Raw genomic sequence first — 26,551 nt, 5'->3', positions numbered from 1 at the left:
CCCGCGGGCGGTGTCATGCTGAGCGCGTGGATCTCTCGATCATCGTTCTGCTCACCGCCGCCGTGCTCGGCGTGCTGCTGCTCGTGCTGCTGGCCGTCGCCGTGATCGTGCTGGGCCCGGCCGTGCGCCGCTCGCTCGCCGAGCGCGAGGCCTCGGGCTCGCAGCCTTCGAGCGAGCAGGCGCAGCGCTCAGAGCCCGACGTCGACCGACCGGTCGCCGACGCGCAGCCCGCGCACGGCGACGGACCCGAGGCCCCGCAACGGTGACGAGTGCAGGGCGCCGGCCGCAGCATCCGGTCGCAGCCCCAGGGCCGCGCTGAGCACGGCCACCGACGCCGCCGCCGACCACGCCTGTGGGCGGCAGGCGGCGGGGTACGGCACCGGCAGGCCGACCTCGTCGACCGGGTCGCCCGAGTGCAGCTCGGGCATGCGGTAGTCGAAGCCCTCGGCGGAGCGCAGCAGTCCGCGCGCGAGCGAGGTCGCCACCGTGTCGTGCCCTTCGCGGGCGAGCCCCAGCACGGCGATGGCGGTGTCGTGGGTCCACACCGAGCCGCCGTGGTAGCTGAGCGGCCAGTAGCCGGCCGAGTCGGTCGACATCGTGCGCAGGCCGTAGCCCGAGTCGAGCTGGGGCGAGCCGAGGCGGGCGGCGACGAGCGCCGACTGCTCGGCGTCGAGCAAGCCCGTGCCGAGCAGGTGCCCGAGGTTGCTCGTGACGGTGTCGACAGGGCGCTTCTGCGCGTCGAGCGCGATGGCCGGGTAGGGGCCGAGGTCGCCGCAGCGCTCGGCGTCGGTGATCCAGAACGCGGCGTGAAAGGCCGTGCGCAGGCGCTCGGCCCAGGCCCGCCACTCGTCGGCGCCGGGGCGGTCGAAGGCCTCGAGCAGCGCCGCGCCGCCCATGGCCGCCTCGTAGGCGTAGGCCTGCACCTCGCACAGCGCGATCGGGCCCTCGGCGAGCGAGCCGTCGCGCCACTGCACGCTGTCGCCCGAATCCTTCCAGCCCTGGTTGGCCAGGCCGTGCCCGCTGCGATCGATGTACTCGAGCAGGCCGTCGCCGTCGGCGTCGCCGCTGTCGCGCATCCAGCCCAGGGCCGCCTCGAGGTTCGGCAGCAGGGCGCGCACCTCGTCGTCGGGCAGGCCCCACTGCCAGGCGTCGTGCAGCAGGCACACCCAGAGCGGGGTGGCGTCGACGGTGCCGTAGTACAGCGGCGGCAGGGTGATGTCGTCGTCGATCACGAGCGACTGTCGGCGCAGCTCGTGCATGATCTTGCCCGGCTCTTGCGCCGACTCGGGCTCGTCGCGCGTGCCCTGCAGGCCCGCGAGCACGCGCAGGGTGCTGCCCGCCAGCTGCGTGCCGAGCGGCAGCATCATGCGCGCGGCCCACAGCGAGTCGCGACCGAAGAGCGTGAAGAACCAGGGGGCGCCGGCGGCGAGAAACGTCTCTTCCGGATGCTGCGCCGTGGTCATGCGCAGCGCGTCGAGATCGTCGAGCGCGCGGTCGACCCAGCGCGTGAGGCGCTGGTCGCCCGCGTGCACCTCGGGGCGGCTCCAGGGCACGGGCCGCGCGTCGCCGCGCACGGCGCCGATCGCGTCGTCGGCGTCGAGCCGCCATGCGACGCTGGCCGACCCGCGAGCGGGCACCGTCACGTCGGCCCGCAGCACCAGACCGCTGGGGGTCACGTGGATGCTCAGCCCCTCGGTCGTCAGCGTCGCCGTGACGCGCTCACCGGACCAGCGCGCCGTGTCGCCGTCGACCTCGACCGACAGTTCGAGGGCCGGAGGCAGGCCCCGCTTGAGGGCGTCGATGAGGGTGGCGTCGGGGTCGAGGTGCACCTCGACCGTGGTCGCGATCGCGGCGTCGTGCCGCGTCGACAGGGTGATCGTGTCAGCGCACCCGCCGATCGTGACGACACGGTCGAGCCGCACGCGCACGCCCGGGTCGGGTGTGGGGTCGTCGAGGTTGCGCAGCAGTGCGTGCACGCTCGCACGATCGGCCGAGGGCGTCGCAGTGCGGATGTGCTCAGGAACCTCGCCCCCCACGATCATCCGCAGCGCGCGCACGATGCGCACGTCGGAGTGGGCGATGCCGTGGATGGCAGCAGCGCCGATCGTTCCGTCGGTCGCCGACCAGACCTGGGTCGGCGCGCGCAGGGTGACGAGCTCGTCGTGCAGCAGGGGCTGGCGGGGGTGGGTCATGGCAGCTCCAGAATCGTGATGCGGCCGGTGTCGACGCGCATCGCGAGGTTTTCGTCGAGGCTCGCCGTGGCGACGGCGACGCGGTGGCGGGTGGTGCGGGCGGTGTCGCCGGGCGCGGGGTCGGGCAGCCCGGGGTCGGGCAGCACCGCGCAGTCGTAGACCCCGAGCGGGCCGGCCCCGGGGCCGGCGGTAATCGGCTCGGCGCGGTAGACGATCGTGGGCTCCGCATCCGGCGCCGCGTCGCTCTCGGTGGGGGAGGCCGGGGCCAGGCGCGCGAGGGCACCCGCGAAGGCGAGCGCGACGTAGACGGTGCCATCGGGCGCGATCGAGAGCCCGTCGGGCCCGCTGCCGGCGGGAAGCCGTGCACGCAGTGTGAAATCCGTTTGACGCCAATACGTCTTGACACAGTCGGCGAAGGTCTCGGCTACCAGCAGGGCGCCGGTCGCGTCGCGCTCGCAGCCGTTGGGGAAGACGAAGACGGATGCGGTGGTCGAGACCGTGCCGTCGGGCGCCACGCGCACAAGCGGCGAGGGCACCGGCTCGTCGTGCTCGGGGTCGAATCCGTAGCCGCCGACCCACGCCGTGCCGTCGGGATCGACGTGCATGTCGTTCGCGGAATGCTTCATGAGGTCGGCGAGGTCCGCGTGCACCGTCACCGCGCCCGCGGCGCGCCCGTCGGCGTCGAGCGGAACCCGCAGCACGCGGCGCTGCTCGCAGTCGACAACAAGCAGCGATCCGTCGGGCAACCACCCGAGCCCGCCCGGCACGGTCGGCCCGCCGCCCGCGGCGTCGAGCAGCACCACAGCAGGCGACCCCGGCACCCAGCGCATCACGCGCGAGCGGAACATGTCGCTGAACCACAGCGCTCCGCCGCGCCAGCGCAGCGCTTCGGGGAAGCCGAGGCCGTCGAGCGTCGTCACGGTCAGAACGTCATGGTGAGGCCGCCGTCGACGGTCACCACCTGGCCGGTCGTGTACGAGTTGTCGCGCGAGCTGAGGAAGTCGACGACGGGCGCGATCTCGGCGGGCATTGCCGCACGACCGAGCGGCAGCTTGCCGCTCGCCACATACTGCTGACGGAATGCGTCGGTGTCGGTCTCGTCGGTGCCGTCGGGCAGCAGGCTCATGCGCGTGCGCACGAAGCCCGGCGCGACCGTGTTGGCGAGCACGCCGTGCGCGGCGAGGTCGAGCGCGGCCGAGCGCGTCGCCGCCTCGAGGCCCGCCTTCGACACGTCGTAGGCGAGGCATCCCGGTTGCGCCTGCCGAGCGTGCACGCTCGTGATCGTGACGATGCGGCCGAACCCCTGGGCCACCATGTCGGGCGTGAGTATGCGCATGAGGTCGAGCGGAGCATCCAGATTCACGGCCCACACCGCCCGCCAGTCGTCGAAGCCGCTGTCGTGAATCGAGCCCTGGCGAAAGATGCCGGCCACGGTGACGAGCACGTCGACGCCGCCCAGCCGTTCCGCCGCGATCGCAGCGCCGCGCGCGCGGGCCTCGGGGTCGGCGAGGTCGGTGATCACGACATCCTGACCGTCTTCGCGGTCGAGGCCGATCACGTGGTCGCCGCGCGCGCGAAGGCGGTCGGCGATCGCCGCGCCGATGCCGTTCGCGGCGCCCGTCACGATCGTGCGCAGCGGTGCGCCAAGAGGGGCGGTCATGATGCCTCCGATTCGTCGAGGGGGGTGGATGCCCACCGCACGCTCAGCGCCACACTCCAGTCGAGCGTGCCGCCGGGCGGCAGTCGCACCAGGTCGAGGTCGAGCGCGGTGCTGGCGCCGTGCGGGGTCGAGGTGGGTTCGATGCCGAGCGCGATGACCTGCCCGTTCCAGGGCTGCTCGGGCGAGGCCCCGAGCTCTTCCCACAGCAACGCGTGGGGCAGGGCGGCGCCCTGCCACTCGACGTGCACGTCGACGTGCGGGCCGCGCGCCCCGATGCGCTGGGGCTGCACGCCTGCGAGCCCGGTGACGCGGGCCGGGGTCGCTCGGTCGACGACCGTCCAGCGATCGGCCGGGTCGCCCGGCCACGGCAGCGGCGCACCCTCGGGCAGGCCGGCGTAGTCGAGCGGCCGCAGCTGGGTACCCGCGGGCACGTCGAGCGTGAGGGGGGCGGCGAGCACGTCGCCGCCGAGGATGAGGTGTTCGGCCACGACGAGCACGCGCGTGGTGTCGCCCGCGTTGTGCACGCGCGTGGCGACGGCGGCACCGTGGTCGGTGAGCCGCCAGAGGCGCTCGGCGCTCAGCCCCTCACGGTCGGCCCACCCAAGAGCGACCGTGTCGGGCGCGCGCGAGACCTCGAGCCAGGGAGCTTGCGAGGCCGTGCCGTGAAAGCCTTCGACCACGGCGGCGAGCGGGTTCGGCTGCCCCGCGGTCGGAAAGCACAGCTGCCAGCCGCCGCGCCAGCGCTCGACCCAGGTCGACTCATCCGCCGCGGGCCGGGCCCCGGGCAGCACGGCCGAGCCCCACGGCGTCGCGGTGAGCACGGGCCGCCCATGCACGAGCAGGTCGAGCAGCACGCCGCCCTCGTCGGGCAGCACCGTCGCGCTGATGCCGCCGCGCTCGAGGCGCACCGCGGGTTGCGCGGTCATCCGAAAGCCCCCGAATGCTCAGGCAGCGCCAGCGCCATCGCGCTGCTCGCTGAGGGCCTTGATGAGCGCGTTCTTGCCGTCGAGCACGACGCGCAGCATGGCCTCGGCGGCTTTCTCGCCGTTGCCGCCGTTGATGGCGTGAAAGACGGCGGCGTGGGTCTCGGCGTCTTCGGAGAAGACCTCGTCGTCGGCCGCCGTAGCCTGCTGCACCGTGAACGACGAGTACATGAAGTCGGCGACGACGCTGCCGAACTGCCGCAGCAGCACGTTGTGCGAGGCGGCGTAGACAGCGAGGTGAAACTCGACGTCAGCGTGCGCGTAGCCCTCGCGGTCGGTGGCGTTGGCGACCATGTCGTGCAGGGCGTCGTCCATGCGACGCAGGTCGTCCATCGACGAGCGGCCCGCGGCGAGGCGAGCAGCGGCGGGCTCCATGATCTGCCGCACCTCGACGAGGTTGCGCATGATCTCGTCGCCGCGGCCGACCTCGCTGTGCCAGCGCAGGATGTCGCTGTCGAAGACGTTCCAGTTCTCGGGCTGGCGCACGCGCGTGCCGATCTTCTGGCGAATGTCGACGAGGCCCTTCGCGGCGAGCACCCGCATGCCCTCGCGCACCGAGGTGCGCGAGACGCCGAACTGCTCGGTGAGCTCGGCTTCGCGGGGCAGTAGGTCGCCGGGCGCGTACTGGCCGCCGATGATCTGTCGGCCGACCCCGTCGATGACCCGGCCTTGGAGGCCGCGCATCGAATAGCCGGCACCGCGTTCGGCATCGCCGACGATCTCTGCCATGCGCGGGCCTCCTTGCTGCTAGACGACGTGACTCACCTTATTCGGCACCTCGGGGCTCGTGTACACGGGCTCGTGGTCGATCGAGATCTCGACGTGCCGCAGGTAGGGCAGCAGGCCGATGAGGTCGACCTCGATGCCGAGCCCGGGAGCGTCGGGGGCTCGCACCTCGCCGTTGGCGTCGGGAAGGATGTGGTTGCTCGAGATGGCGAGGGCCACGGGCTTCGGCTCGACGGGGTACTCGCAGATGCGGTGGTCGGCGAGCCCCGCGAAGGGCTGCAGCGAGGCCGAGAGGGCGAGGTGCGAGGTGAAGGTGTGGTTGACGTAGGTCGTGCCGTGCCGCACCGCGTGGTCGGCCACCGCTTTCGAGGGGCCGATGCCGCCGATGCGCGCCGCATCCACCTGGATGAATCGCACGCCGCCGTAGTCGATGAGGTTCGTGGCCATGTGCACGGTGTGCGCCCCTTCGCCGCCCGCGATGCCGACCGTGCGGGCGCGCGACGCGAGCGCCGCGTGCGCCACGTAGGCGTGCGGCACGAAGGGCTCTTCGAGCCACGTGGCGTGCGCGTTCTCGAGCGCCTCGAGCCGGGCGATCGCCGCGTCGACGTCGTCGCCCCAGATCTGGCCGGCGTCGATGAGCAGCTGCGCGTCGTCGCCGAGGCCTTCGCGCGCTGCGGCTACGTGGTCGGCGTCGGCCGCGGCCGTGCCGGTGCCGTAGCTGCCCCAGCCGAACTTGACGGCGCGAAACCCGTTGCTGCGGGCCAGTCGCGCGCGATCGAGCGTCTCCTGCGGGGTGTCGCCCATGAGCATGGATGCGTACGGAAGCTTCGCGTGGTTCTCGGTGTACCCCAGCAGTCGCCAGACGGGTTCGTCGCGCACCTTGCCGAGCAGATCCCACAGCGCGATCTCGATGCCCGACCAGGTGTGGCCGGCCTGCAACAGGTCCATGCTGTTGCGCGCGACAAGGCGGGCGATGCGGTGGATGTCGTCGGGGCCGTCGAGCCGCTCGCCGATGACGGATGCTTCGACGGGCTGGCACACGCCGTGCGAACGCGGCGTGACGAACGCGGCGATCGAGGTGAGCGGCGAGGCCTCGCACTCGCCCCAGCCTTCGTGCCCGTCAGCCGTGACGCGCACGAGCAGGGCGTCTTGACTTCCGTCGGCCTCGAGGGTGACCTCGGGCATCGACGCGTAATAGAAGTCGACGGAATCGATGTTCATGTGCCGTGTGCCGCCTTCGCGCTGGATACGTGGTGCATGCTCCTCGCGCGGCGGCTGCGGCGTGCTGCCGTGCTCGCCACCGTGCGATGCATCGTTAGATCATACGTTACAACCAGAATGTGCGGTGAAGGTGGTAACAATTCCGTATCCGGTCTTGCCAAGTGCGTGGCTAGGTATGATGTAATGACTCCACGAACATGGCTCAGGCCATCGTGCGAAGAAACGGGACGATGATGTCGCAGACGCTGAACCGCCGCCTGGCACCCGCCGGCCGCGCGCGCCTGCACGCCGCCCGCCCGCACGCTCCTCACCCTTCGGCGGGCCACCCAGCCCGCCCGAAGCTCGCCGCACAGACGACGGCCCGGCGACGTGCCGACGCTGCGCGCGCGATTCCCGACCCGACCGGGGCCACCCGGTCGGGTGCTCCGATAGGAAGGACACAGCAATGAACAAGCGACAGGTGGGGGCACTCGTCCTCACGGCGAGCCTCATCGCAGGGCTCTCGGCCTGCGCGCCGGCTGAAGAGCCGGCTGCCGAGCTCGGCGGCGACCTCCTGGTGTGGGACACCGGCATCCTCGGCCGCACCCTCGAGAACGGCGACCCCGACCTCGAGAACTCGTTCATCGACAAGATGGCCGTGGCGTTCGAAGAGGCCAACCCCGGCACCAACATCGAGGTTGTGCAGCAGGGTGGCGACATCACCTCGGCGGCCGCGCAGTTCCAGGCGGCGTCGATCGCCGGCGACGGCCCCGACATCCGCATTCAGTACGCGGGCGGGCCGACGCTCTCGTTCGGTGACTTCTTCACCGACCTCGACGAACTGATCGACGCGGATGTTCTCGACAAGCTCGCGGGCGTCAACGTCAACCGCGAGGGCTACAGCCCCGACGGGCGACTGCTCGGCATGCCCTACGGCGCCGGCAACCTGTTCACCGTCTTCCAGAACCACGCGGTGCTCGAAGAGGCCGGTCTCGACCCGGCCAACCCGCCCGCCACGTGGGAGGAGATGATCGCGAACGGCCAGCAGGTCGTCGACAACACCGACAAGAACGGCTTCTGGGTCGCGAACCTCGAGGGCTACGTCGGTGCCTGGATGATCTCGGCGCTCGTCGGCGGTCAGCTCGGTGAGACGGTCTTCACGCAGATGTATGCGGGCGAGATCCCCGTCGACGACCCGGCCATGGTGCGCGCCTACGAGGCGTTCGCCGAGTGGGGCGCGAGCGGGCTCACCAACCCCGACGCCGGCCAGGTGTCGAACGGCGAGTCGACCGCGGGCTTCGTCAACGGCAGCAGCGCGTACTACCTCGTCGGTAGCTGGGAGAACAACAACATGCTCGACGCCTTCGGCGCCGACGGCGTGAGCTCGTTCTTCATCCCGACGCTCGAGGGCTCGGACTACCCGGCCATGGGTGCCGGCGGCCCGGAGATCGCGCTGTCGATCACCGAGTACAGCGAGAACAAGGAGCTCGCCGCGGCGTTCCTGACGTTCCTGGCCCAGGCCGAGAACCAGGACGTGTTCGTCGAGCTGTACCAGACGCAGGGCTCGAACCACGTCGACGGCGACCCGTCGAAGATCGAGAGCCCGCTGCTGCGTCAGCAGTTCGAGCAGCTCGCGCTCGCGACCGACGGCGTCACCTTCGCCTTCGACAGCGTGATGCCGCAGGCCACGATCGACCTGTTCTACCGCGTGAACGCCGGTGTCTTCACCGGCAGCATCACGCCGGAGGACGCGGTCGCGCAGCTCAAGGCCTCCTACGAATCCGAGATCGCGAACCAGTGACCTCGGCTGCTCTCACCTCGCGCGTGGGCGCCGCTTCGGCGGCGCCCACGGGCGGGGCCCTCTCGCCCCGCAAGCCCGGAGGAATCCGCCGGCGTGACCGCATCGTCGGTCTCCTCGCGGTTCTTCCGGCCTTGCTCGTCGTGGTCGGCTTCATGGCCTTCCCCGTCGCGTTCGCCCTCTTCATCTCGTTCACGAAGACCAACGGTCTGCGCTTCGAGTGGCGCTGGTTCGACAACTACATCGCGCTGCTGAACGACCCGATCGTGCACCAGGTGTTCCTCAACAACCTGAAGTTCCTCATCTCGGTGCCGCTCGTCATCTTCGTGGCGCTCATCGTCTCGGTGCTGCTGTTCGAGCGGGTGCGCGGCTGGAAGTACTTCCGCGTCATCTTCTTCCTGCCGAACGTGCTCTCGGTCGCCGTCATCGGCATCATGTTCCGCAACGCCTTCGGCTACTACGGCGGCGTCAACCAGGCCCTCGCGCTCTTCGGTGTCGAACCCATCCAGTTCTTCACCAACGGCACGACGGCCATCGCCATCATCATCCTGGCGCTCGTGTGGGCCGGCTTCGGCTACCAGTCGCTGCTGCTGCTCGCGGGGCTCACCGCCATCAACCCGGCCGTCTTCGAGGCGGCCGCGATCGACGGTGCCGGCTGGTGGAAGCGGCTCTGGTACATCACGCTGCCGAACATCCGCCGCGTGCTGGGCTTCGTGTTCATCATCAACGTGATCTACACGTTCTCGTCGCTCTTCGGCTTCATCTACGTGATGACGGCGGGTGGCCCGGGCTTCGACACCACGACGATCGACTACCTGGTGTACCTGCGCGCCTTCTCGAGCACGAATCTCGGTTCGGGTGCGGCGCTCGCGGTCATCCTGTTCCTCTTCATCGGCATCCTCACCCTCGTGCAGAACCGGGTGTTCAAGCTCGGAGAGGAGGACTGATCATGGCCACCACCGAAGACGACGTCGTCATCAGCAAGCGCATCTCGTCGGGCCGCACGCAGTGGCCCATCTTCATCGCGCTGCTGCTCGTGGCGGCCACGATCGTGTACCCGCTGTACTTCGTGATCATCACGTCGTTCCGCCCCAACAGCGACTACCTGCAAGACCCCTTCGGGTTGCCAGGGGTGTGGACGTTCGAGAACTACCTCAACCTGGCCAACACCTATGGCATCGGGCAAGCGTTCTTGAACAGCCTGTTCGTCGGCACGGTGTCGGTGAGCGTCATCCTCGTGCTCGCCTCGCTCGCGGGGTACGCACTGGCGAAGCTGCCGGTGCCGGGGCAGAAGTACATCACGGCCACGTTCGTGTCGGTCATGCTGCTGCCCGGGCCCGTGCTGATCATCCCGATCTATCTCATGCTCGCGCGCCTCGACCTGGTCGGCACCTACACGGGCCTGATCCTCGTCTACGTGGCCACCGGGCTGCCGTTCGCCACGTTCTTCTTGACGCTGTCGTTCCGCGGCATTCCCGACGAGGTCATCGAGGCGGCGCGCATCGACGGCGCCGGCTTCTTCCGCATCATGTGGTCGATCGTTCGGCCCATGGGCTCGAGCGGTCTCGCCACCCTCGCGGTGCTGCAGTTCTTGGGCGCGTGGAACGAGCTGATCTTCGCGGTCATCCTGATTCCCGAAGAGTCGATGCGACTGCTCACCCCGCAGCTCGCGAGCATCGGCGAACGCTTCCTGACCGACCAGCCGCTCGTGTCGGCGGGCCTCTTCATCACGGCCTCCGTGCCGCTGATCCTGCTCGCCTTCGCGTCGAAGTACATCATGCAGGGCCTGCAGGTCGGCGTCAGCCGCTAGGCATCACAGACCTCGCGGGGCTGGGCTGCCCGAGCGCCCAGCCTCGCGAGTCCGCATGTTCAGCACCACGTGCGAAACTTCAGAGACAACCCGGAAGTTTGGATTCCAAGGATCCGCGGTCGAATCGTCCACCAATATGTTGATCGCGCGAGATCTGCCATGCCCTCGCGTGAGAGCTGGAAGGTCTCGTTGGCGCCGGAGTCCAAGAAAAGTCAGCCGGGAGCCTTCGACACTTCAATTTCTAGGAGCCAGCGACTTTCAAATGAGCCGACCATCCCTCGAAGCTGAAGCATTCTGGCGTGATCCGACAGATCAACGGCAACGAGTCGATGGCCCCACCACTCAAACAGGAAGCCCGTTTCTTGAAGCATCGCCGTCAGCTCCGACTTGCGTTCGTGCGCTACGCGCGGCTCGCTGCTGTCGTCGGAAAACCAAATGCGGGCGACACCGCGTCCGCTCGGCTGAACTATGTCATGCAGCATGAAGGAGCCAAGACGCGGAAATCTAGGGTCGGAATGCGTGCTAACGATGTCACCTAGAGCTAAGTCGTAGCACAGGAAGGGAACAACACAGTTCTCGAAGACCGACTCGTCAAGCTTTCGAACTCGCAACTGCTCGAAGGACACCGCGTCGTCTTCGTGCGGCAGCGCAGAGGCGATCACGAAGTCTGCCAGATGATTCCACACTGGTTGATCGTGCTGAAACCAGGTCTCAACGACGTCCTCCGACATACTCACGTTCCCTAGTCCCAATGGTCAGGAGGCCACGGTCCAACGTAGCCCGGTGGCGGGTTTACTGGATACGGTCGCGGCCCTTTAGAGAGATTGCACCATGAACATGCAATCACCGCGTTCTGCGGAGTTGCATTGCCTCCGAGTACACGAGGGATCCGATGGTCGACATGCGGATTGGTTGTTTCCATTCGGCAGTAGACGCAAGTGGATGGGTTCACCTTCTTGATCTCCCGCATGGTTGGCCTACTGAATCGCTGGCCAGCGGTCGAGCCACCGGAGGCGCCGGCCGAAATCGATGGTGCACTCGCGCTTTGCCGGGTGCTTGAAGAGGCCTGCCCCGAGTATCGGGCGTACGAAGCGGATGCCGATCGCCCATACTCGGCGCGCAACCAACTCGGAGCAGAGTAGCCAGAAACACTTCCTCCTCTGCCGGCGCTGCAAGTGTTAGCGCGCGGCCGCGGGAACGACTGGCATTCGCCGGTGAGGTCGAGTTTGTTGATCGGGTCCGTCGGATACACATACGAGTTATCCACCCCACCCTCGACCGGATCCACACTCAGGAACCTGACCTGCCCTGGGTTTCTCGGACAGTTTTCTAGTACTTGATCATGCCGCCTTCTCGAGTTGCTTGTGAAGGCTCTCGAACTCGATCGGGCTGCGATACCCCAAGGCAGAATGCCTCCTGGTCGGGTTATAGAAACCCTCGATCCACTCAAAGATCGCCTGCCCCAGCTCGGCACGGCTGACCCAATGGCGGCGGTCCAGTAGCTCGATCTGCATCGAGCCGAAGAACGACTCCATCAACGCGTTGTCATACGCCGAGGCAACTTTCCCCATCGACCCCATGAGCCCGGCTTGGCGAAGGCGAGAGCCAAACAGCCACGAGGTGAACTGAGCGCCACGATCAGAGTGCACGATCGTGCCGACGGGTTTGCGTCGCCACCTGGCCATATCCAACGCATCCACGATCAGCTCGGTGCGCAGATGGTCCGCGATCGACCAGCCCACGCAGCGGCGGGAGAATACGTCGATCACGGCCGCGCAATAGACCCACCCTTCGGCCGTGCGATGTTGGGTGATGTCGGTCACCCAGAGCCGGTCAGGCTGATCGGCAACGAAGACGCGTTGCACGTGATCATCGAACACGGCTGGCTGGCGGTGCCCGCCATGGCGGAAACGACGCCGATGCACGCCCTGCAACCCTGCCTGACGCATCAATCGCTCCACACGGCACCGACCGACCGTGATGCTTCGCCCCAGAGTGAGCTCAGCGTGAACACGACGAGCTCCGTAGGTTCCTCGAGCCATCACGTGAATGTCTTCGATCGTGGCCAGCAGTTCACGGTCAGAAACTGCTCGAGGCGACGGAGCTCGCTTCGCCCAGTCATAGAACCCGGATGGGGAGACTTTCAACACCCGACAGAGCACGCGGATCCGGTATCGGGAGGGATCCTGCTGATGCAGTTGCGCGATCAGTCGGTAAGTCCTTTTGGGAGGACGTTCTCCTTCGCGAAATACGCTGCCGCTTTCTTCAGGATCTCGTTCTCCAACTCCAACCGTCGAACGTCTCGACGCAGTCGCACCACCTCGGCGCGGTCATCGGTGGCGATGCCGGGCATCTCGCCAGCATCGATCGCTGCTTGCCGGTTCCAGTTCGTCAGTGACGTGGCCGAGATCCCGAGCTCTTTCGCGATGCTCTCCATCGACCTACCGCTGGAGCGATACAAGGCAACCGCACGCTCCTTGAACTCACGCGGATACGCGTCCTTCCTGGCCATCACGGACTCCATTCCTCGGGCTCATCCCGATGTTAGGTGTCCGAGAAACCCAGGGCAGGTCGGGACCCGATCAACAAGCTCGACCTCAGCGGGAAGCGCGCCCGCGCCGCTCATGATGGCAGCGGTGGTGCGTATCGGTGCGGTCACAGGAGTCATGCCTGCGCGATCCAAGAGATCGCTCGTGCCAACAAAGTCACGACTGCCGTTGTCTTGAAGAGATTGACTGCCGCATCGAAAACTTGGAATGCGATCAGGGCGGTGCGGAACGCACCGGTCAGTGCTGTTGCAATGGCGATGGTTGAATTTGTCGGCGGATCCTGTGAGGCGACGAACAGTCGTGGCATTACAACGTGCGTCACCTCGGAAAACATTGGGTACTTCGGGGGTGGTACTCAATATGGGAACGTGTTCGTCAGCAATCGCATAACTTCCCCGTCAGTCCTGATTCATGAGGATCGCCACGCAACTCAGTGGGCGGTTCTCGGTGCCGACGTATTCTTAATTGCCTACATTGGCGGCGGACCTTGGGCTCCTTGTGACCACTGGGCTGAGATCGATGCCGGTCTAGCGGATGGTGGCTACACAAGGGCACCGCACAACTGTTAAAAAGTGAGGGAAATTGCATAGGCGAGTCGCGGGGCGAAGTGCAGGGACTGGGATTGTCCTTGGGGCAACCTGCCTAACACTGTTGGTTGCATGCGTGCCCGTCGACCAGGTGTACATGAAGGTTGAGGGCTCGAGCGTGATCTTCATCACGTGTGAGCCGATTGAGGCTGAGGCACTTACCGTTCAACGGATCCCCGTCGGGTCGCGCGACGTGACTCTTTGGGAGGATGCCTGGGTTGCAGAGGGCAGATCCAACCTTGAGCCTGCCGCCGAAGTGATATTCGGTGAAGCGCCGGAGGGAATGCAAAACGTCATTGAGCCGAGCTCGCTGGTGGTGGGCAACTGGGATGTGAAATTGATCGTTGACGGTGTCGCGGAGGATGGCCGCTTGATCAACATCGTCGGCGAATGGCAGACGTCTAGAATTGAAGAAGGAATCTGGTACTCCGACGACGGAAATAATCCAGAAACTGCGCCTTGCGAGGATCGGCGAGACGAAAGGTAGCCCCGCTTTGTGGCGGTTGGCAACGGTTTGTGGTTGACGGCGGGGGCGAACTCCTGCTGGGGCTCTGTTGTCGCCCGAGTAGGCGGTCCCGGGTTGAGTAAATCAACCTATGCAGGGTTGCTAGGCAAGGACGCAGCCAGTTGGCCTGGTTCTAGCGCCGCCTTTGGGGGCCTGGCGCAAGCTGTCGAGACCGCGACCGACTCCCGTGCCACTAGTGCTCCGCGTCGAACCAGCCGCGCGGGTGGAAGGTCGCGTCGAGGGCGGGGCCACGCCGCGTGGGGGCGGCCCACTGCACGCCGTTGGCGAGCACGCGGTGGATGCTCGGGTCGTGGTACACCGGGTACTCCTGGTCGCCCGGCGAGAAGTAGAAGACCCGCCCGTGGCCGCGAGTCCAGGTGGCGCCGGAGCGAAAGACTTCGCCGCCCGAGAACGACGAGATGAAGATGAGCTCGTCGGGGGTGGGGATGTCGAAGAACTCGCCGTACATCTCTTGCGCCTCGATGACGAGGGGGTCGGGCACGCCCTGCGCGATGGGGTGGGTCGGGTCGACCGTCCACACCACCTCGCGGTCGCCGTCGTTGCGCCAGCGCAGCGAGCAGCTGGTGCCCATGAGCTTCTTGAAGATCTTCGAGTAGTGGCCCGAGTGCAGCACGATGATGCCCATGCCGCCGAGGACGGCGTCGTAGACGCGGTCGACGACCTCGTCGCGCACCTCGGGGTGCGCCTCGTGGCCCCACCACAGCAGCACATCGGTCGAATCCACCACCGACGCGGGCAGGCCGTGCTCGGGCTCGTCGAGCGTCGCGGTGCGCACCTCGACCTCGGCGCCGAGCAACGAGGTGAGCCCCGCGGCGATCGCGCCGTGCATCCCCGTCGGATACAGCTGGGCGGTGAGCGAGTCGGGGTAGTTCTCGTGCCGGTTCTCGTTCCACACGGTCACCCGCAGCGGTGCAGCAGTCATCAGGGCTCCAGTCGAATCTCGCGGCCTTCGGCGGCCGAGCGGTAGCAGGCGTCGAGCACTTCGGTGCGGTGCAGGGCGAAGTCGCCGCGGTGGTGCTGCCACTGCCCCGACCGCACGTGCTCGATGAACTCGGCGATGACGAGGGGATGCTCGCCGCCCGGCACGTGCACGTCGGGCGCGATGTCGACGGGGCGGCCCGCCACATCGCGGAAGATGCGCAGGGTGTCGTCGCTCGCGTAGCGCGGCACGAAGACGCGCAGCCCGCCGTCGACGCCGAGCAGCTCGATCGAGATGTCTTCGTCGTCGACCGTGTGCCCGGCCCACGTGATCTCGAAGGCGGCGCTCGAGCCGTCGTCGAAGCGGAACAGCGCGCTCGCCAGGTCTTCGACCTCGAAGGCGCCGGTGTCGGAGGCCATCTGCTCGCTGCGATCCATGGCGCCGTAGCCCGCTCGGCCGAGCTCGCCGTGCGCGACCGCGCTCACGGCGACGACCTTGCGCTCGCCGAGCAGGAAGAGCAGCGAGTCGAGCACGTGCGGCCCGAGGTCGATGAGCGCGCCGCCGCCCGCCATGCGCTTGCTTGTGAACCACGAGCGCAGGCCCGGGATGCCCGCCCGCCGCTTCCACGACGCGCGTGCGTGGTAGATGCGGCCGATGCCGACCTCGTCGAGGTAGCGCTTGGCGTACTGGATGTCGGCGCGGCGCCGGTGGTTGAAGGCCACCTCGAGCACGCGGTCGTGCTCGACCGCGGCCGCGACCATCTCGCGCGCCTGCGCGGTGTCGAGGGCCAGCGGCTTCTCACAGAACACATGCTTGCCCGCGGCGAGCGCGGCCATCGTGATGGGGTGGTGCAGGGCGTTGGGGGTGGCGATGCTGACGATGTCGAGGTCGGGCAGCGCCACGAGGTCGGCCCAGTCGGCCAGCAGGTGCGGCACCGCGTACTCGGCGCCGAGCTCGGCGAGGCGGTCGACCTCTTTGCCCGCGAGCGCGATGACCTCGACGTCGGGCATCGCCGCGTAGGCCTCGACGTGCACCGAGCCCATGCCGAGGCCGACCACGCCGACGCGCAAGGGGGTGCCTGGGGAGGAAGAACGGGATGCCGGGCCGGCAGAGGGGGAGGATGCCACGGGCGGTTTCTTTCGGTGAGAGGAACGGCTGCGGGGTGCCGCGAGCAGGCGCCCTTTAGGTATGATGTAAAGCCTACAGGTGAGGAACCGAGAATGAACGACGCAATGTTGCGCGCCCGCCCCGACGATGGCGGGCGGCTCGATGTCGCCCTCGCCGACACCATTCTGAGCGATACCTCGCCCGTGCTCGTCGAGGTCGACCGGCAACCGGTCGACCGCTGGGCCGAGCCGAGCGTCTCGAACTCTGCTGACCTCGTGACGATCGACGGCACGCTCGCGGGCACGACCCTGCACGCCGCGTGGAGCGCGCGCCGTGTGGCCGACCAGCCCGTGTGGGAACTCGCGCTGACGCTGCGCAACGACGGCGAGCATCCGGTGACCATCACGCGCATGGACCCGCTCTCGCTCGACGTCGGCGCCGACTGGCGCACGCACGGATTCCACAGCGCGTGGGGCGACGAGTTTCGCCCGCTGCGCGGCCACGCCGGCCACCACCTCGTGCTCGAGAGCCGGTCGGGGCGCAGCTCGCACGGCAAGATTCCGTGGCTCGGCCTCGAGCGCGGCGGCTACGTCGCCCCCGGCGTGCGCCGCGGGCCCGGCGACGGCGAACCGCCCGCGGCCCTGACCATCGCCCCCGCCTACAGCGGCAACTGGCACATTCACGCCATGGCCGGCGGGTTCGTCACCGCGGGCATCTCGCCCTGGCAGTTCTGGGTCGACCTGGCGCCGGGAGAGTCGGTGACCGCCCCGAGCGTCGTGCTGACGGTGGCCCCGTCGCTCGATACGGCGAGCCTCGCCCTGCAGCGCGCGGTCACCGCCGACTGGCTGCCGCGCACGCCCTTCACCGACGCGCTGCCCGTCGAGTGGAACCACTGGTGGCCCTACGAAGACCAGGAGGTCGACGAGCACGTCATCGTCGACAACGCGCGCATCGCGCAGCTGCTCGGCATCGAGGTGGCCACCGTCGACGCCGGGTGGTTCGGTGCCGCCGACCCCACGAGCTACTGGCAAGAGCAGCGCGGCGACTGGTCGAGCGTCAACACCGCGCGGTTCCCCTCGGGGCTCGAGGCCCTTGGGCAGAGCATCCGCGACGCCGGCGTGCTGCCGGGCATGTGGATCGAAGCCGAGGCCGTGGGCGCGAACTCGAAGCTGCGCGCCGCCCACCCCGAAGCCATGGCGCACTCGGTCGAGGGCCGGCGCGCCGACCCCTCGTACCGCGTGCAGACCGAATCGCTCGACCCCGACGACCCCACCTTCTTGGGCTACGTCTGCATGGGTTCGCCCGCGGGCCGCGCCCACGTGCTCGAGTCGATGAGCACGCTCATCACCACCACGGGCGCGCGCTGGATCAAGCTCGACTTCAACATCGACCCCGACGCCGGCTGCACGCGCACCGACCACGGCCACGGCGCGGGCGATGGCCTGCTGCGGCACTACGAAGGCCTCTACGCCGTGCTCGACGAGGTGCGCGCCCGGCACCCCGAGATCATGCTCGAATCGTGCTCGTCGGGCGGGCTGCGCATCGACCTCGGGCTCGCGCGCCACGTGCACGGCTTCTTCTTGAGCGACCCCGACTACACCGAGCACCACCTGCAGGTGCTGTGGGGCGTGCGCCACCTGCTGCCGCCCATCGGCATTCTGCACTGGTCGTGGTCGCAGTGGCGGGGCGACTACCCGCCCTCGTGGCTCGACTGGCAGATCCTCAGCGCCGACGACTTCGACACCACGCTGCGCGCGGCCATGCTGCACCGGTTCGGCGTGAGCCTGCGCCTGCCCGAACTGCGGCCCGACCTGCTCGAGCGCCTGCGCGTGCACGTCGACCTCTTCCAACGCGAGCTCGAGCCCTTCGTGCGCGAGGGCGTGCTGCTGCCCCTGAGCGAGAGCCCCGAGCGCGGCGGGTACGGCGAGCGTGCCCCGAGCATCCAGATCAGCCACCCCGACGGCCGCGTGCTCGTGGCCGCCTTCGTGCTCGACGGAGGCTCGCGGCCCCGACCGCTGTGGCCTCGCGGGCTCGAACCCAACAGAACGTACACGGTGACCGACCTCGCCGACGGCGACGTGCGCCGCACCACGGGCGTCGAACTGCTCGAGGTGGGCATCGTGCCGCTCGGCGAGTACGACCTCACCTCGTGGTTGCTCATCATCACCCCCGAGCCGTAGCCCGCCCGCCCCCACCCCGACCGAAAGCTCGCCATGCACAACGACCACTCGCTCGTCGAGGCCCGCCTCGATCGCTTCGTGCGCGATCACCTGACGCCCGCGCTGTATCGGGATGCTCGCCCGCTCGCCGCGACCGCGTGGCCGGTGGATCGCGAGCCCGTGCCCTTCGAGACCGCGGTCGAGCAGACTTTCGAGCCCGTGCCGCTCGGCTGGCGCTGGGGCCGCGCGTGGTCGACCGTATGGTTGCGCGTCACGGGCGAGGTGCCCGCCGAGTGGCTGCCGCAGCCGCCCGCGGGCACGCGCATCGAAGTGCTCGTCGACTTCGGCTACAACCGCTCGCGCTCAGGGTTTCAGGCCGAGGGCCTCGCTTACCGGCCCGACGGCTCGCTCATCAAGTCGATCGCTCCCCTCAACTCGTGGCTGCCGGTCGCGCCCGGCGAGCGCCACATCGATGTGCTCATCGAGGCGGCCGCGAACCCCGACGTCGCGGGCGAGTACACCTTCGACCCCACGCCGTACGGCCTGTGGGAGACCGCGCCCGACGAGCCGCTCTACGAGCTCAAGCAGCTCGAGGTGGCCCTGCGCGACGAGACCGTGTGGCACCTGCTCGCCGACGTGTGGACCCTGCGCGGCCTCATGGCCGAGCTGCCCGAGGGCTCGTCACGCCGCCACGAGATACTGCGTGCGCTCGAAGACATGCTCGACGTGCTCGATCCGGAGGGCATCCCGCAGACGGCGCAGGTCGGCCGCGATGCGATCGCGGGCGTGCTCGCGAAGCCCGCCCACGCGAGCGCGCACCGCGTGCTCGCCACCGGCCACGCGCACATCGACTCGGCGTGGCTGTGGCCCCTGCGCGAGACCGTGCGCAAGTGCGCGCGCACGTTCACGAACGTCATGGACCTCATGGACGAGCACCCCGACTTCGTGTTCTCGTGCTCGAGCGCGCAGCAGTACCTGTGGATGAAGGAGCACCACCCCCGCGTGTTCGCCCGCATGAAGGAGAAGGTCGCGGCCGGCCAATTCGTGCCCGTCGGCGGCATGTGGGTCGAGAGCGACACCAACATGCCCGGCGGCGAGGCGATGGCGCGGCAGTTCATCGCCGGCAAGCAGTTCTTCATCGACGAATTCGGCGTCGAGTGCGAAGAGGCCTGGATGCCCGACTCGTTCGGCTATTCGGGCGCCCTGCCGCAGATCGTGGCCGCGGCCGGCTCGCGCTGGTTCTTGACGCAGAAGATCTCGTGGAACCAGATCAACCGCATGCCCCACCACACCTTCTGGTGGGAGGGCATCGACGGCACGCGCGTCTTCACGCACTTTCCGCCCGTCGACACCTACATCAGCGAGCTGTCGGGCAAGGAGCTCGCGCACGCCGAGCGCAACTTCTCAGAGAAGGGGCGCGCGACCATCTCGCTCGTTCCCTTCGGCTGGGGCGACGGCGGCGGCGGGCCGACCCGCGAGATGATCGCCGCCGCGCACCGCACGGCCGACCTCGAGGGCTCGCCGCGCGTCACCATGGGCTCATCGCGCGACTTCTTCGAGGCCGCCGAGGCCGAGTACCCGCAGGCGCCCGTGTGGAGCGGCGAGATGTACCTCGAGCTGCACCGCGGCGTCTTCACCTCGCAGCTGCGCACGAAGCAGGGCAACCGTCGCAACGAGTCGCTGCTGCGGCAGGCCGAGCTGTGGGCGGCGACGGCGGCGCTGCGCACGGGTTTCGCCTACCCGCGCGAGGCCCTCGCGCGCGCCTGGCAGACCGTGCTGCTGCTGCAGTTTCACGACATCTTGCCCGGCAGCTCGATCGCCTGGGTGCACCGCGAGGCCGAGCAACGCCACGCGGCCGTGACCGAGACGCTTGAGGGCATCATCGCCGACGCGATCGCGGCGCTCGCCGGGCAGGGCGGCGAGCACGACCTGCTCGTCAACGCCTCACCGTTCGCGCGCGAGGGCGTGCCGGCGCTGGGGGCGGCGACGCTCGTGGCATCGCATCCGGCGGTCACCGCGACGGAGGGCGCCGACGGCGCGACCGTTCTCGACAACGGCATCATTCGCGCGGTGGTGGATGCCCGGGGCCACGTCACCTCGCTCATCGCTCACGCCGACGGGCGCGAGGCGATCCCGGCCGGGCAGCCCGCCAACGTGCTGCGCCTGCACCGCGACCTGCCGAACCTGTGGGACGCGTGGGATCTCGACCAGCACTACCAGCGCACCGTGACCGAGCTGCTCGAGGTCGACGAGCGGCACGTACGCACGGTCGGCGACACCGCCACCGTCATCACGGTGCGCCGCGTCGGCGACTCGCTCATCGAGCAGCGCCTCACCCTGCGCGCGGGCGAGAGCGCGCTCGAGATCGAGAACCGCATCGACTGGCGCGAGCGAGAGAAGATACTCAAGCTCGCCGTGCCGCTCGACGTGCACGCCGATCGCATCGCGGCCGAGACGCAGTTCGGGCACCTGTACCGCCCGACCCACACCAACACCAGTTGGGACGCCGCGCGGTTCGAAGCCTGCCAGCACCGCTTCGTGCACCTCGGCGAGCCCGGCTACGGCGTGGCCATCGCCAACGACTCGACCTACGGCTACGACGTCGGGCGCGACACGCGCGCCGACGGCGGCACGACGACGACCGTGCGGTTCTCGCTGCTGCGGGCCCCGCTCTTCCCCGACCCCGAGAGCGATCAGGGCGAGCACCTCATGCGGTTCCGCATCGCGCCGGGCGCCACGATCGGCGACGCCGTCGCGCTCGGCTACGACCTCGCGACCCCGCTGCGGGCCGTGCGGGCCGCCGCGCCCATCGCGCCCATCGTGACGAGCAGCGACCCGGCCGTCGTCGTCGAGACCGTCAAGCTCGCCGAAGACGGCTCGGGCGACCTCGTCGTGCGGCTCTACGAGTCGCGCGGCGGGCGGGCGCACACCACGCTGACGCTCGACGGCACGGCTGTGACGATCGAGTGCACCGACCTGCTCGAGCGCACCCTCGACGGCGAGCCGGCCGGCACGGGGGCCAGTATCGAGCTGCCCTTCCGGGCGTTCCAGCTGCGCACCGTGCGGTTCCGCGGGGTGAGCGCGCGATGAGCGTCGTCGTTCCCCGCCCTGCCGGGCCGCACCCGCTCGACGACCCGCGCCCGGCGCCGGGGGCGCTCGCGCCCGTCTGCACCCTCGACACCGACGCGCGCGTGCTGCGCCTCGACGGGCAGTGGCGGTTTCGGTGGGCGCCGAGCGCGGGGGCGGCCGAGGCGGGCATCGAGCGTCCCGACTTCGACGACAGCGCGTGGGGAACCATCGCGGTGCCCTCGAGCTACACCATGCCCGCGCACGACGCCACCGTCGGCGGCCCGCACGGCGCCCCGGCCTACACGAACGTCAAGTACCCGTTCCCGGTCGACCCGCCCTTCCCGCCCGATGCGAACCCCGTGGGCGACCACCGCCTGCGGTTCGCGCTCGAGCAGGTTCCGGCGCGCGCGCACCTGCGCTTCGAGGGCGTCGAGGGCGCGGGCGACGTGTGGCTCAACGGCATCTTCGTCGGCTCGACGCGCGGCAGCCGCCTGCCGACCGTGTTCGAGGTGGGCGACCTGCTCGCGGCCTCGAACGTGCTCGTCGTGCGCGTGCACACCTTCAGCGCCGCCTCGTACCTCGAAGACCAGGACGAGTGGTGGAACCCCGGCATCATCCGCTCGGTGACCCTGCGCGAGCGGCCTGCGCTCGCGATCGACGACGTGCACGCGGTGGCGGCGTGGGGGCAGAACGGCGCGAGCCTGCGGGTCGACGTGCGCACCGCATCCGATACCCCGCTCACGGTCGAGATCGTCGAACTGGGGGTGTCGGTCGCGCCCGGCGTCGAAGTGGCGGTTGTGGATGCTCAGCCGTGGTCGGCCGAGAGCCCCCAGCTGTACACGCTGCGGGTCGCCTCGCCGCACGAGGTCGTGACGACCCGCATCGGCTTCCGCACGATCGCCATCGTGGAGGGGGAGTTCACGGTCAACGGCGCGCCCATCCAGCTGCGCGGGGTGAACCGGCACGAGCACCACCCCGACTTCGGCCGGGCGGTGCCGCGCGAGACGCTCGAGCTCGACCTGCTGCTCATGAAGCGCGCGAATGTCAACGCCATCCGCACCTCGCACTACCCTCCGCACCCCGACATGCTCGACCTGGCCGACGAGCTCGGCTTCTGGGTCATCGACGAGTGCGACTTTGAGACGCACGGTTTCGGCGACGTCGGATGGCGCGGCAACCCCACCGACGATCCGGCGTGGGAGGCCGCGCTGCGCGATCGCGCCGCCCGCATGGTCGAGCGCGACAAGAACCACCCGAGCATCATCATGTGGTCGCTCGGCAACGAAGCTGGCACGGGCCGCAACCTCGCCGCGATGGCCGACGAGATGCGCGGCCGCGACGCCACGCGACCCCTGCACTACGAGGGCGACCAGGAGTGCCGCGACGTCGACGTGTGGAGCCGCATGTACGCGCCGCACGACCAGGTGGCGGCGATCGGCTGGCACGAAGAGCCGCCGCTCGACGACCCTGCCCTCGATGCGCGGCGTCGCGCGATGCCGTTCGTGCTGTGTGAGTACGTGCACGCGATGGGCACCGGGCCGGGCGGCATGACCGAGTACCAGCAGCTGTTCGACGGCCACCCGCGCCTGATCGGCGGGTTCGTGTGGGAGTGGCTCGAGCACGGCATCCACCGCCCGCTGCCTGATGGGCGCACGGGCACCTTCTACGGCGGCGACTTCGGCGAGCCCGTGCACGACGGCAACTTCGTCATCGACGGCCTCGTCGCCGCCGACCGCACGCCGCGCGCGCAGCTCGCCGACCTCGCGGCCGTCTTCGCTCCTCTGGTGATGTCGGTGGATGCGGAGGCCGGAGTTCTGCACGTGCACAGCCGCCTCGACCACACCGACACCGCGCGGTACCAGCTCAGCTGGCGGGTTGCCTCGGCGCAGTCGTCGGTCGACGCGGATGGGCTCGACGAGGACGGCGTGACGCAGGGTCGCGCCGGGGTCTTCGCCCACCAGCCGGTGCCGCCGCGCGGGAGCGCCGAGATTCCGTTGCCGCCGCCGCTGCTCGAGCACGTTCGCACGCCGGGGCTAGTCGTGACGGTCGAGGCGAGCGAGTCCGACTCGGCGGTGCCCGGCATGGGCGGCTGGGTGGTCGCGCGGGCGCAGGTCGTGACGGTGGGGGCCGAGCAGGTGCGGCCGGCCGCGGTGCCGGCGGCGGGCATCCTGTCGCTGGACGATCTGGTGCTCGACACCGCGACGGGTGCGGTCACCGCGTTCGGCGAGCAGGCTGTGGAGGACTGGCGGCTCGAACTGTGGCGCGCGCCGATCGATAACGACTTCGGCATCGGCTGGGATCAGCCCGACACGCGCCCTAACGCCGAGCGCTGGGCGGCCCTCGGGCTCGACCGGCTCGTCTCGCGCCTGGTGTCACTGACGCGCTCGTCTGACCGCGTCGAGGTCGTGACGCGCATCGGCGCCGCGGCGACGGATGTCGGCGTCACCGCCCGCTGGACGTGGACGGTGCGCGAGGGCGCAGTGCACCTCGCGCTCGACGTGACGCCGGATTCCCCTGTGGGCGCGGCCGTCGACTGGGCGCGCGTGGGCGTCTCGTTCGCGCTGCCCGGCACGGCCGCGGGCGTGCAGTGGTTCGGGCGTGGTCCGGGCCCGGCCTACCCCGACACGGGGCAGGCGGCGCACTGGGGCTGGTTCTCGCGCTCGCTCGATGAGCTGCAAGAGCGCACGGTGCGCCCGCAGGAGTCGGGGGCGCGCGCCGATGTGCGTTGGGCGCGGGTCGCGCTGCCGGGCTCGGCGTCGTCGGCACCGGATGCTGCGCTCGAGATCGCGTCGCCCGAGGGCGTCGCGCTCACGGTGCGGCCCTGGTCGACCGAGACGCTCGCTGCGGCGACGCACGACCACCTGCTTGAGCCCGACGGCCGCACGCACATCGTGCTCGACCTCGCCCAGAGCGGAGCCGGCACCGGCGCCTGCGGCCCCGGCGTGCTGCCGACGTACCAGCTGCCCGCGCAGCACGTTGTGGGCGAGCTGGAGTTCCGCGTCAGCTGAGCAGGGTCGCGAGCCCGAGGCCGGCGAGCGCGGCGGGGATGCCGAGCGTGAGGTTGAGCGCGACGCTCGCGGCGGCCGCGCGGTGCTTGCCCGCGAGCACGAGCTGCACGGTCTCGACCGACAGGGTGCTGAAGGTCGTGAAGCCGCCGCAGAATCCGCTCAGAATGATGAGTTGCCAGGCCGGGTCGAGGGGCAGCCCGAGCGCGAGCCCGGCGAGGAACGACCCAACGACGTTGGCCACGAGCACGCCCCACGGAATGCGGCCGCGGCCCGCGAGGCTCACCGACGTGAGCTGACGCGCGACGGCGCCGAGGGCTCCGCCCACGGCGACGGCCAGCAGCACGAGCGGGGTCACTCTTCCGACTCCTTATATTCGGGAGTCTGCCCGGGGGCCAGCCGGGCACCGAGGGCGAGGCCCGCCCCTGCGGCGAGCATCCCGAACCCGATGCTCAGCACGATCGACAGCGCCGCGCCGACGATCTCGCCGTTCTGCGTGAGCGCGACGACCGAGACGGCGAGCGCCGAGAAGGTCGTGAACGACCCCAGAATCCCCGGGCCGAGCCCCACGCGCACCCACCCCGGCACGCGCGGCCAGAGGGCCGCGACGAGCAGGCCGAGCACGAAGGCTCCGACGACGTTGACGAGCAGCGTGCTGAGGGCGAACTCGTCGAGGTCGTGCACGATCACGAGATCGAGCGACGCCCGCAGCGCGGTGCCGATGAGCCCGCCGACGAACACGGCGAGCAGGTCGCGCGGCGACGCGCCCACCCTGCTGCGCGCCTCGACCGTCACGAGCGCGAGCCTAGCGCCGTGCCGCGGAACGGGACCAACGGCTGGGGCGCCACCGAGCCGCGCTCCGTACACTGAGCAGGTGACCGACGCCCCCTCTGCCCGCCGTCGACGCTGGCCCTGGATCGTCGCCGCCATCGTCGTGGTGCTGCTCGGCGTGATCGCCGCGATCGCGCTGCCGATCGTGCTGCACGCGCCGCAGGGCTCATCGGGTCAGGCGCGCGTGCCCGCCGGCGAGTATCCGACCGAGGTCACCGCCACGGGCGACGACGAGCGCACGCGCACTCTCTCGGTGGCGACCGAAGACGGCACCGCGCCCGACCTCTCGACGGTGACCGCGGGTGACCGCCTCGTCGTGACGGGCGCCGGATACGACGGCGACCGTGGGCTCTACGTCGCGGTCTGCAAGGTTCCCGACGAGATCGACGGCAAGCCCGGCCCGTGCCTCGGCGGCGTCGGCTCGCAAGAGGTCGAGCAGTTCGAAGAAGGCGTCGTGCAGTGGGCGCCGTCGAACTGGATCAACGAAGCCTTCGCCTGGCGCCTCTTCGGCGCCCGCAGCTTCGACGACACCCCCGCGGGCGCGTTCACCGCCTACATCGAGCTGCCGCCCGTCACCGACGGTGTCGTCGACTGCGCGGTCGATCAGTGCGGCCTCTACACGCGCAACGATCACACCGCCGCGGGCGACCGCGTGCAAGACCTCTACCTGCCGCTGCGCTGGGCCGACTGAGCAGCGTCCGCCTCGCAGCGGCGTGCCGTTTGCCCTAGTCGTGCGCCGCGCGCGTATCGCGGGGACCACCCGTTGCGACGCGGGAACCACCATCGGGGCAGGGGCGACCAGCGCCGGGCTCCTTCAACGGATTCGGAAATTCATGAATGTGATTCGTTAACTTCCGAATCCGTTGAAGGATTCCAGGGGCACTGCTCTACAGCACACGCATCGGGGCATGGCTCGGCGCGAGACCGGATGGCGCGTGTGTCAGCGGCACGAGCGCGCACTCGCCGCGCCAGCCGCTCAGCCCAGCTGCGAGCCGATGTCGGCGCGCAGGCGCGAGAGTCGCGCCTCGAGCTCGTCGACCGTCGCCCGTAGATCGGCCCCGCGCGCGGCCGCACCCCGCAGCTCGGTGCGCAGGTCTTGCCGGAACTCGGCCAGCAGCACCTCGGCCCGCTGCAGCTGCGCCCGGCTGTCGGAGCGCGACTCCGAGATCGTCGAGTGCAGCGAGGTCGTCGCGTCGCGCACCGCCTGCGCCGCAGCATCCGCCGCCTGCGACGCCGCGGCACCCGCGGCGCTCGCCGCCGCATGGGCAGCCGCATCCGCCGCACCGGCAGCCGCACCGGCTGCTGCACCCGCCGCGCCCGCAGACGACCCTGCACTCCGCGCATCCGCCGCCGCGAGCCCGGCCGCCTCTCTCGACAAGGCCTCCCACACCGACAGCACCACCACAACTGGCACGCTCCCCACCCAAACC

The 26,551-nt window shown here is 69.6% G+C and carries 24 protein-coding genes and 1 pseudogene; 9 read left to right on the top strand and 16 right to left on the bottom strand.

The annotated features are described in order from the left end of the window. Positions 1-26: 26 nt before the first annotated feature. A complete protein-coding gene (locus ACK4HH_RS03960; RefSeq protein ID WP_409648488.1) occupies positions 27-266 on the top strand; it encodes a hypothetical protein in 240 nt (79 codons plus the stop codon). On the opposite strand, the gene ACK4HH_RS03955 is transcribed toward ACK4HH_RS03960, so the two are convergent. From ACK4HH_RS03955 to ACK4HH_RS03930, 6 genes are read right to left on the bottom strand one after another with little or no spacing between them, the layout of a single operon-like run. Beyond that, a complete protein-coding gene (locus ACK4HH_RS03955) occupies positions 189-2,192 on the bottom strand; it encodes an amylo-alpha-1,6-glucosidase (protein WP_409648486.1) in 2,004 nt (667 codons plus the stop codon). The two genes, ACK4HH_RS03960 and ACK4HH_RS03955, sit on opposite strands and share 78 nt — an antisense overlap. Further along, the gene (locus ACK4HH_RS03950; RefSeq protein WP_409648484.1) at positions 2,189-3,112 is read right to left on the bottom strand and encodes an SMP-30/gluconolactonase/LRE family protein; all 924 of its coding nucleotides are present in this window, start codon (positions 3,110-3,112) and stop codon (positions 2,189-2,191) included. Before ACK4HH_RS03950 ends, ACK4HH_RS03955 begins: the two co-directional genes overlap by 4 nt. Before the next feature lie 2 nt (positions 3,113-3,114). Then, positions 3,115-3,852: an SDR family NAD(P)-dependent oxidoreductase gene (locus ACK4HH_RS03945; protein ID WP_409648482.1), complete on the bottom strand. Its 738-nt coding sequence runs from the start codon at positions 3,850-3,852 to the stop codon at positions 3,115-3,117. Next, positions 3,849-4,778, bottom strand: a complete 930-nt coding sequence (locus tag ACK4HH_RS03940; RefSeq protein WP_409648480.1) for a hypothetical protein — start codon at positions 4,776-4,778, stop codon at positions 3,849-3,851. The genes ACK4HH_RS03945 and ACK4HH_RS03940 overlap by 4 nt, the downstream gene beginning before the upstream one ends. An 18-nt stretch (positions 4,779-4,796) precedes the next feature. After that, positions 4,797-5,564: a FadR/GntR family transcriptional regulator gene (locus ACK4HH_RS03935; RefSeq protein ID WP_409648478.1), complete on the bottom strand. Its 768-nt coding sequence runs from the start codon at positions 5,562-5,564 to the stop codon at positions 4,797-4,799. Positions 5,565-5,582: 18 nt separating this feature from the next. Further along, positions 5,583-6,782, bottom strand: coding sequence for a mandelate racemase/muconate lactonizing enzyme family protein (locus ACK4HH_RS03930; protein ID WP_409648476.1), 1,200 nt, complete (start codon positions 6,780-6,782; stop codon positions 5,583-5,585). 445 nt (positions 6,783-7,227) lie between these two features. Between ACK4HH_RS03930 and ACK4HH_RS03925 the strand changes: the two genes are divergently transcribed. The 3 genes from ACK4HH_RS03925 to ACK4HH_RS03915 are packed head-to-tail and all read left to right on the top strand — an operon-like array spanning position 7,228 to position 10,369. Further along, positions 7,228-8,562 (top strand): ABC transporter substrate-binding protein, encoded by a 1,335-nt coding sequence (locus tag ACK4HH_RS03925; protein WP_409648474.1) that lies wholly within the window; start codon positions 7,228-7,230, stop codon positions 8,560-8,562. Further along, positions 8,559-9,506 (top strand): carbohydrate ABC transporter permease, encoded by a 948-nt coding sequence (locus ACK4HH_RS03920; RefSeq protein ID WP_409648472.1) that lies wholly within the window; start codon positions 8,559-8,561, stop codon positions 9,504-9,506. The genes ACK4HH_RS03925 and ACK4HH_RS03920 overlap by 4 nt, the downstream gene beginning before the upstream one ends. Positions 9,507-9,508: 2 nt before the next feature. Further along, positions 9,509-10,369: a carbohydrate ABC transporter permease gene (locus ACK4HH_RS03915; RefSeq protein WP_255160491.1), complete on the top strand. Its 861-nt coding sequence runs from the start codon at positions 9,509-9,511 to the stop codon at positions 10,367-10,369. 212 nt (positions 10,370-10,581) lie between these two features. Here the strand turns inward: ACK4HH_RS03915 and ACK4HH_RS03910 are convergent, their stop codons facing one another. From ACK4HH_RS03910 to ACK4HH_RS03890, 5 genes are all read right to left on the bottom strand, one after another. Further along, positions 10,582-11,100: a DUF4265 domain-containing protein gene (locus ACK4HH_RS03910; protein ID WP_409648469.1), complete on the bottom strand. Its 519-nt coding sequence runs from the start codon at positions 11,098-11,100 to the stop codon at positions 10,582-10,584. Between the two features lie 11 nt (positions 11,101-11,111). After that, positions 11,112-11,339: an HNH endonuclease gene (locus tag ACK4HH_RS03905; RefSeq protein WP_409648468.1), complete on the bottom strand. Its 228-nt coding sequence runs from the start codon at positions 11,337-11,339 to the stop codon at positions 11,112-11,114. Positions 11,340-11,709: 370 nt separating this feature from the next. Further along, positions 11,710-12,567, bottom strand: a complete 858-nt coding sequence (locus tag ACK4HH_RS03900; RefSeq protein WP_409648669.1) for an IS3 family transposase — start codon at positions 12,565-12,567, stop codon at positions 11,710-11,712. Between the two features lie 8 nt (positions 12,568-12,575). After that, complete coding sequence (locus ACK4HH_RS03895; protein WP_409648466.1) at positions 12,576-12,893, bottom strand: transposase; 318 nt, start codon at positions 12,891-12,893, stop codon at positions 12,576-12,578. Positions 12,894-13,033: 140 nt separating this feature from the next. Next, on the bottom strand, positions 13,034-13,252 hold the full coding sequence (locus ACK4HH_RS03890) for a hypothetical protein (protein ID WP_409648464.1): 219 nt from the start codon (positions 13,250-13,252) through the stop codon (positions 13,034-13,036). 371 nt (positions 13,253-13,623) lie between these two features. Here ACK4HH_RS03890 and ACK4HH_RS03885 point away from each other — a divergent pair, with 371 nt between their 5' ends. Continuing rightward, positions 13,624-13,992, top strand: a complete 369-nt coding sequence (locus tag ACK4HH_RS03885; RefSeq protein WP_409648462.1) for a hypothetical protein — start codon at positions 13,624-13,626, stop codon at positions 13,990-13,992. A 211-nt stretch (positions 13,993-14,203) separates the two neighbouring features. Here the strand turns inward: ACK4HH_RS03885 and ACK4HH_RS03880 are convergent, their stop codons facing one another. Next, positions 14,204-14,953, bottom strand: a complete 750-nt coding sequence (locus ACK4HH_RS03880; RefSeq protein ID WP_409648460.1) for a ThuA domain-containing protein — start codon at positions 14,951-14,953, stop codon at positions 14,204-14,206. Next, positions 14,953-16,077 (bottom strand): Gfo/Idh/MocA family protein, encoded by a 1,125-nt coding sequence (locus ACK4HH_RS03875; protein WP_409648458.1) that lies wholly within the window; start codon positions 16,075-16,077, stop codon positions 14,953-14,955. The genes ACK4HH_RS03880 and ACK4HH_RS03875 overlap by 1 nt, the downstream gene beginning before the upstream one ends. 93 nt (positions 16,078-16,170) lie before the next feature. On the opposite strand from ACK4HH_RS03875, the gene ACK4HH_RS03870 reads away from it, so the two are divergent. Genes ACK4HH_RS03870 through ACK4HH_RS03860 form a run of 3 tightly spaced genes read left to right on the top strand, consistent with a single transcriptional unit; the run spans position 16,171 to position 24,293 of the window. Further along, positions 16,171-18,237: an alpha-galactosidase gene (locus ACK4HH_RS03870; protein WP_409648457.1), complete on the top strand. Its 2,067-nt coding sequence runs from the start codon at positions 16,171-16,173 to the stop codon at positions 18,235-18,237. 33 nt (positions 18,238-18,270) lie between these two features. Further along, positions 18,271-21,306 (top strand): alpha-mannosidase, encoded by a 3,036-nt coding sequence (locus ACK4HH_RS03865; RefSeq protein WP_409648455.1) that lies wholly within the window; start codon positions 18,271-18,273, stop codon positions 21,304-21,306. Next, entirely contained in the window at positions 21,303-24,293 is a 2,991-nt protein-coding gene (locus ACK4HH_RS03860) for a glycoside hydrolase family 2 TIM barrel-domain containing protein (RefSeq protein WP_409648454.1), read from the top strand. Before ACK4HH_RS03865 ends, ACK4HH_RS03860 begins: the two co-directional genes overlap by 4 nt. On the opposite strand, the gene ACK4HH_RS03855 is transcribed toward ACK4HH_RS03860, so the two are convergent. Both ACK4HH_RS03855 and ACK4HH_RS03850 read right to left on the bottom strand, forming a co-directional pair. Continuing rightward, positions 24,286-24,648, bottom strand: coding sequence for a fluoride efflux transporter FluC (locus ACK4HH_RS03855; RefSeq protein ID WP_409648452.1), 363 nt, complete (start codon positions 24,646-24,648; stop codon positions 24,286-24,288). The two genes, ACK4HH_RS03860 and ACK4HH_RS03855, sit on opposite strands and share 8 nt — an antisense overlap. Then, complete coding sequence (locus tag ACK4HH_RS03850) at positions 24,645-25,085, bottom strand: fluoride efflux transporter FluC (RefSeq protein WP_409648451.1); 441 nt, start codon at positions 25,083-25,085, stop codon at positions 24,645-24,647. Before ACK4HH_RS03850 ends, ACK4HH_RS03855 begins: the two co-directional genes overlap by 4 nt. A gap of 79 nt (positions 25,086-25,164) precedes the next feature. On the opposite strand from ACK4HH_RS03850, the gene ACK4HH_RS03845 reads away from it, so the two are divergent. Beyond that, on the top strand, positions 25,165-25,812 hold the full coding sequence (locus tag ACK4HH_RS03845) for a hypothetical protein (protein WP_409648449.1): 648 nt from the start codon (positions 25,165-25,167) through the stop codon (positions 25,810-25,812). 285 nt (positions 25,813-26,097) lie between these two features. Here the strand turns inward: ACK4HH_RS03845 and ACK4HH_RS03840 are convergent. Next, positions 26,098-26,551, bottom strand: a pseudogene (locus ACK4HH_RS03840) (hypothetical protein); the annotation flags it as partial.

The sequence above is a fragment of the Microcella sp. genome (genome assembly GCF_046296455.1).
Classification (GTDB): Bacteria; Actinomycetota; Actinomycetes; order Actinomycetales; family Microbacteriaceae; genus Microcella.
Note: the sequence above shows the minus strand (reverse complement) of the source record. Positions and strands in the feature narration are given on the sequence as shown.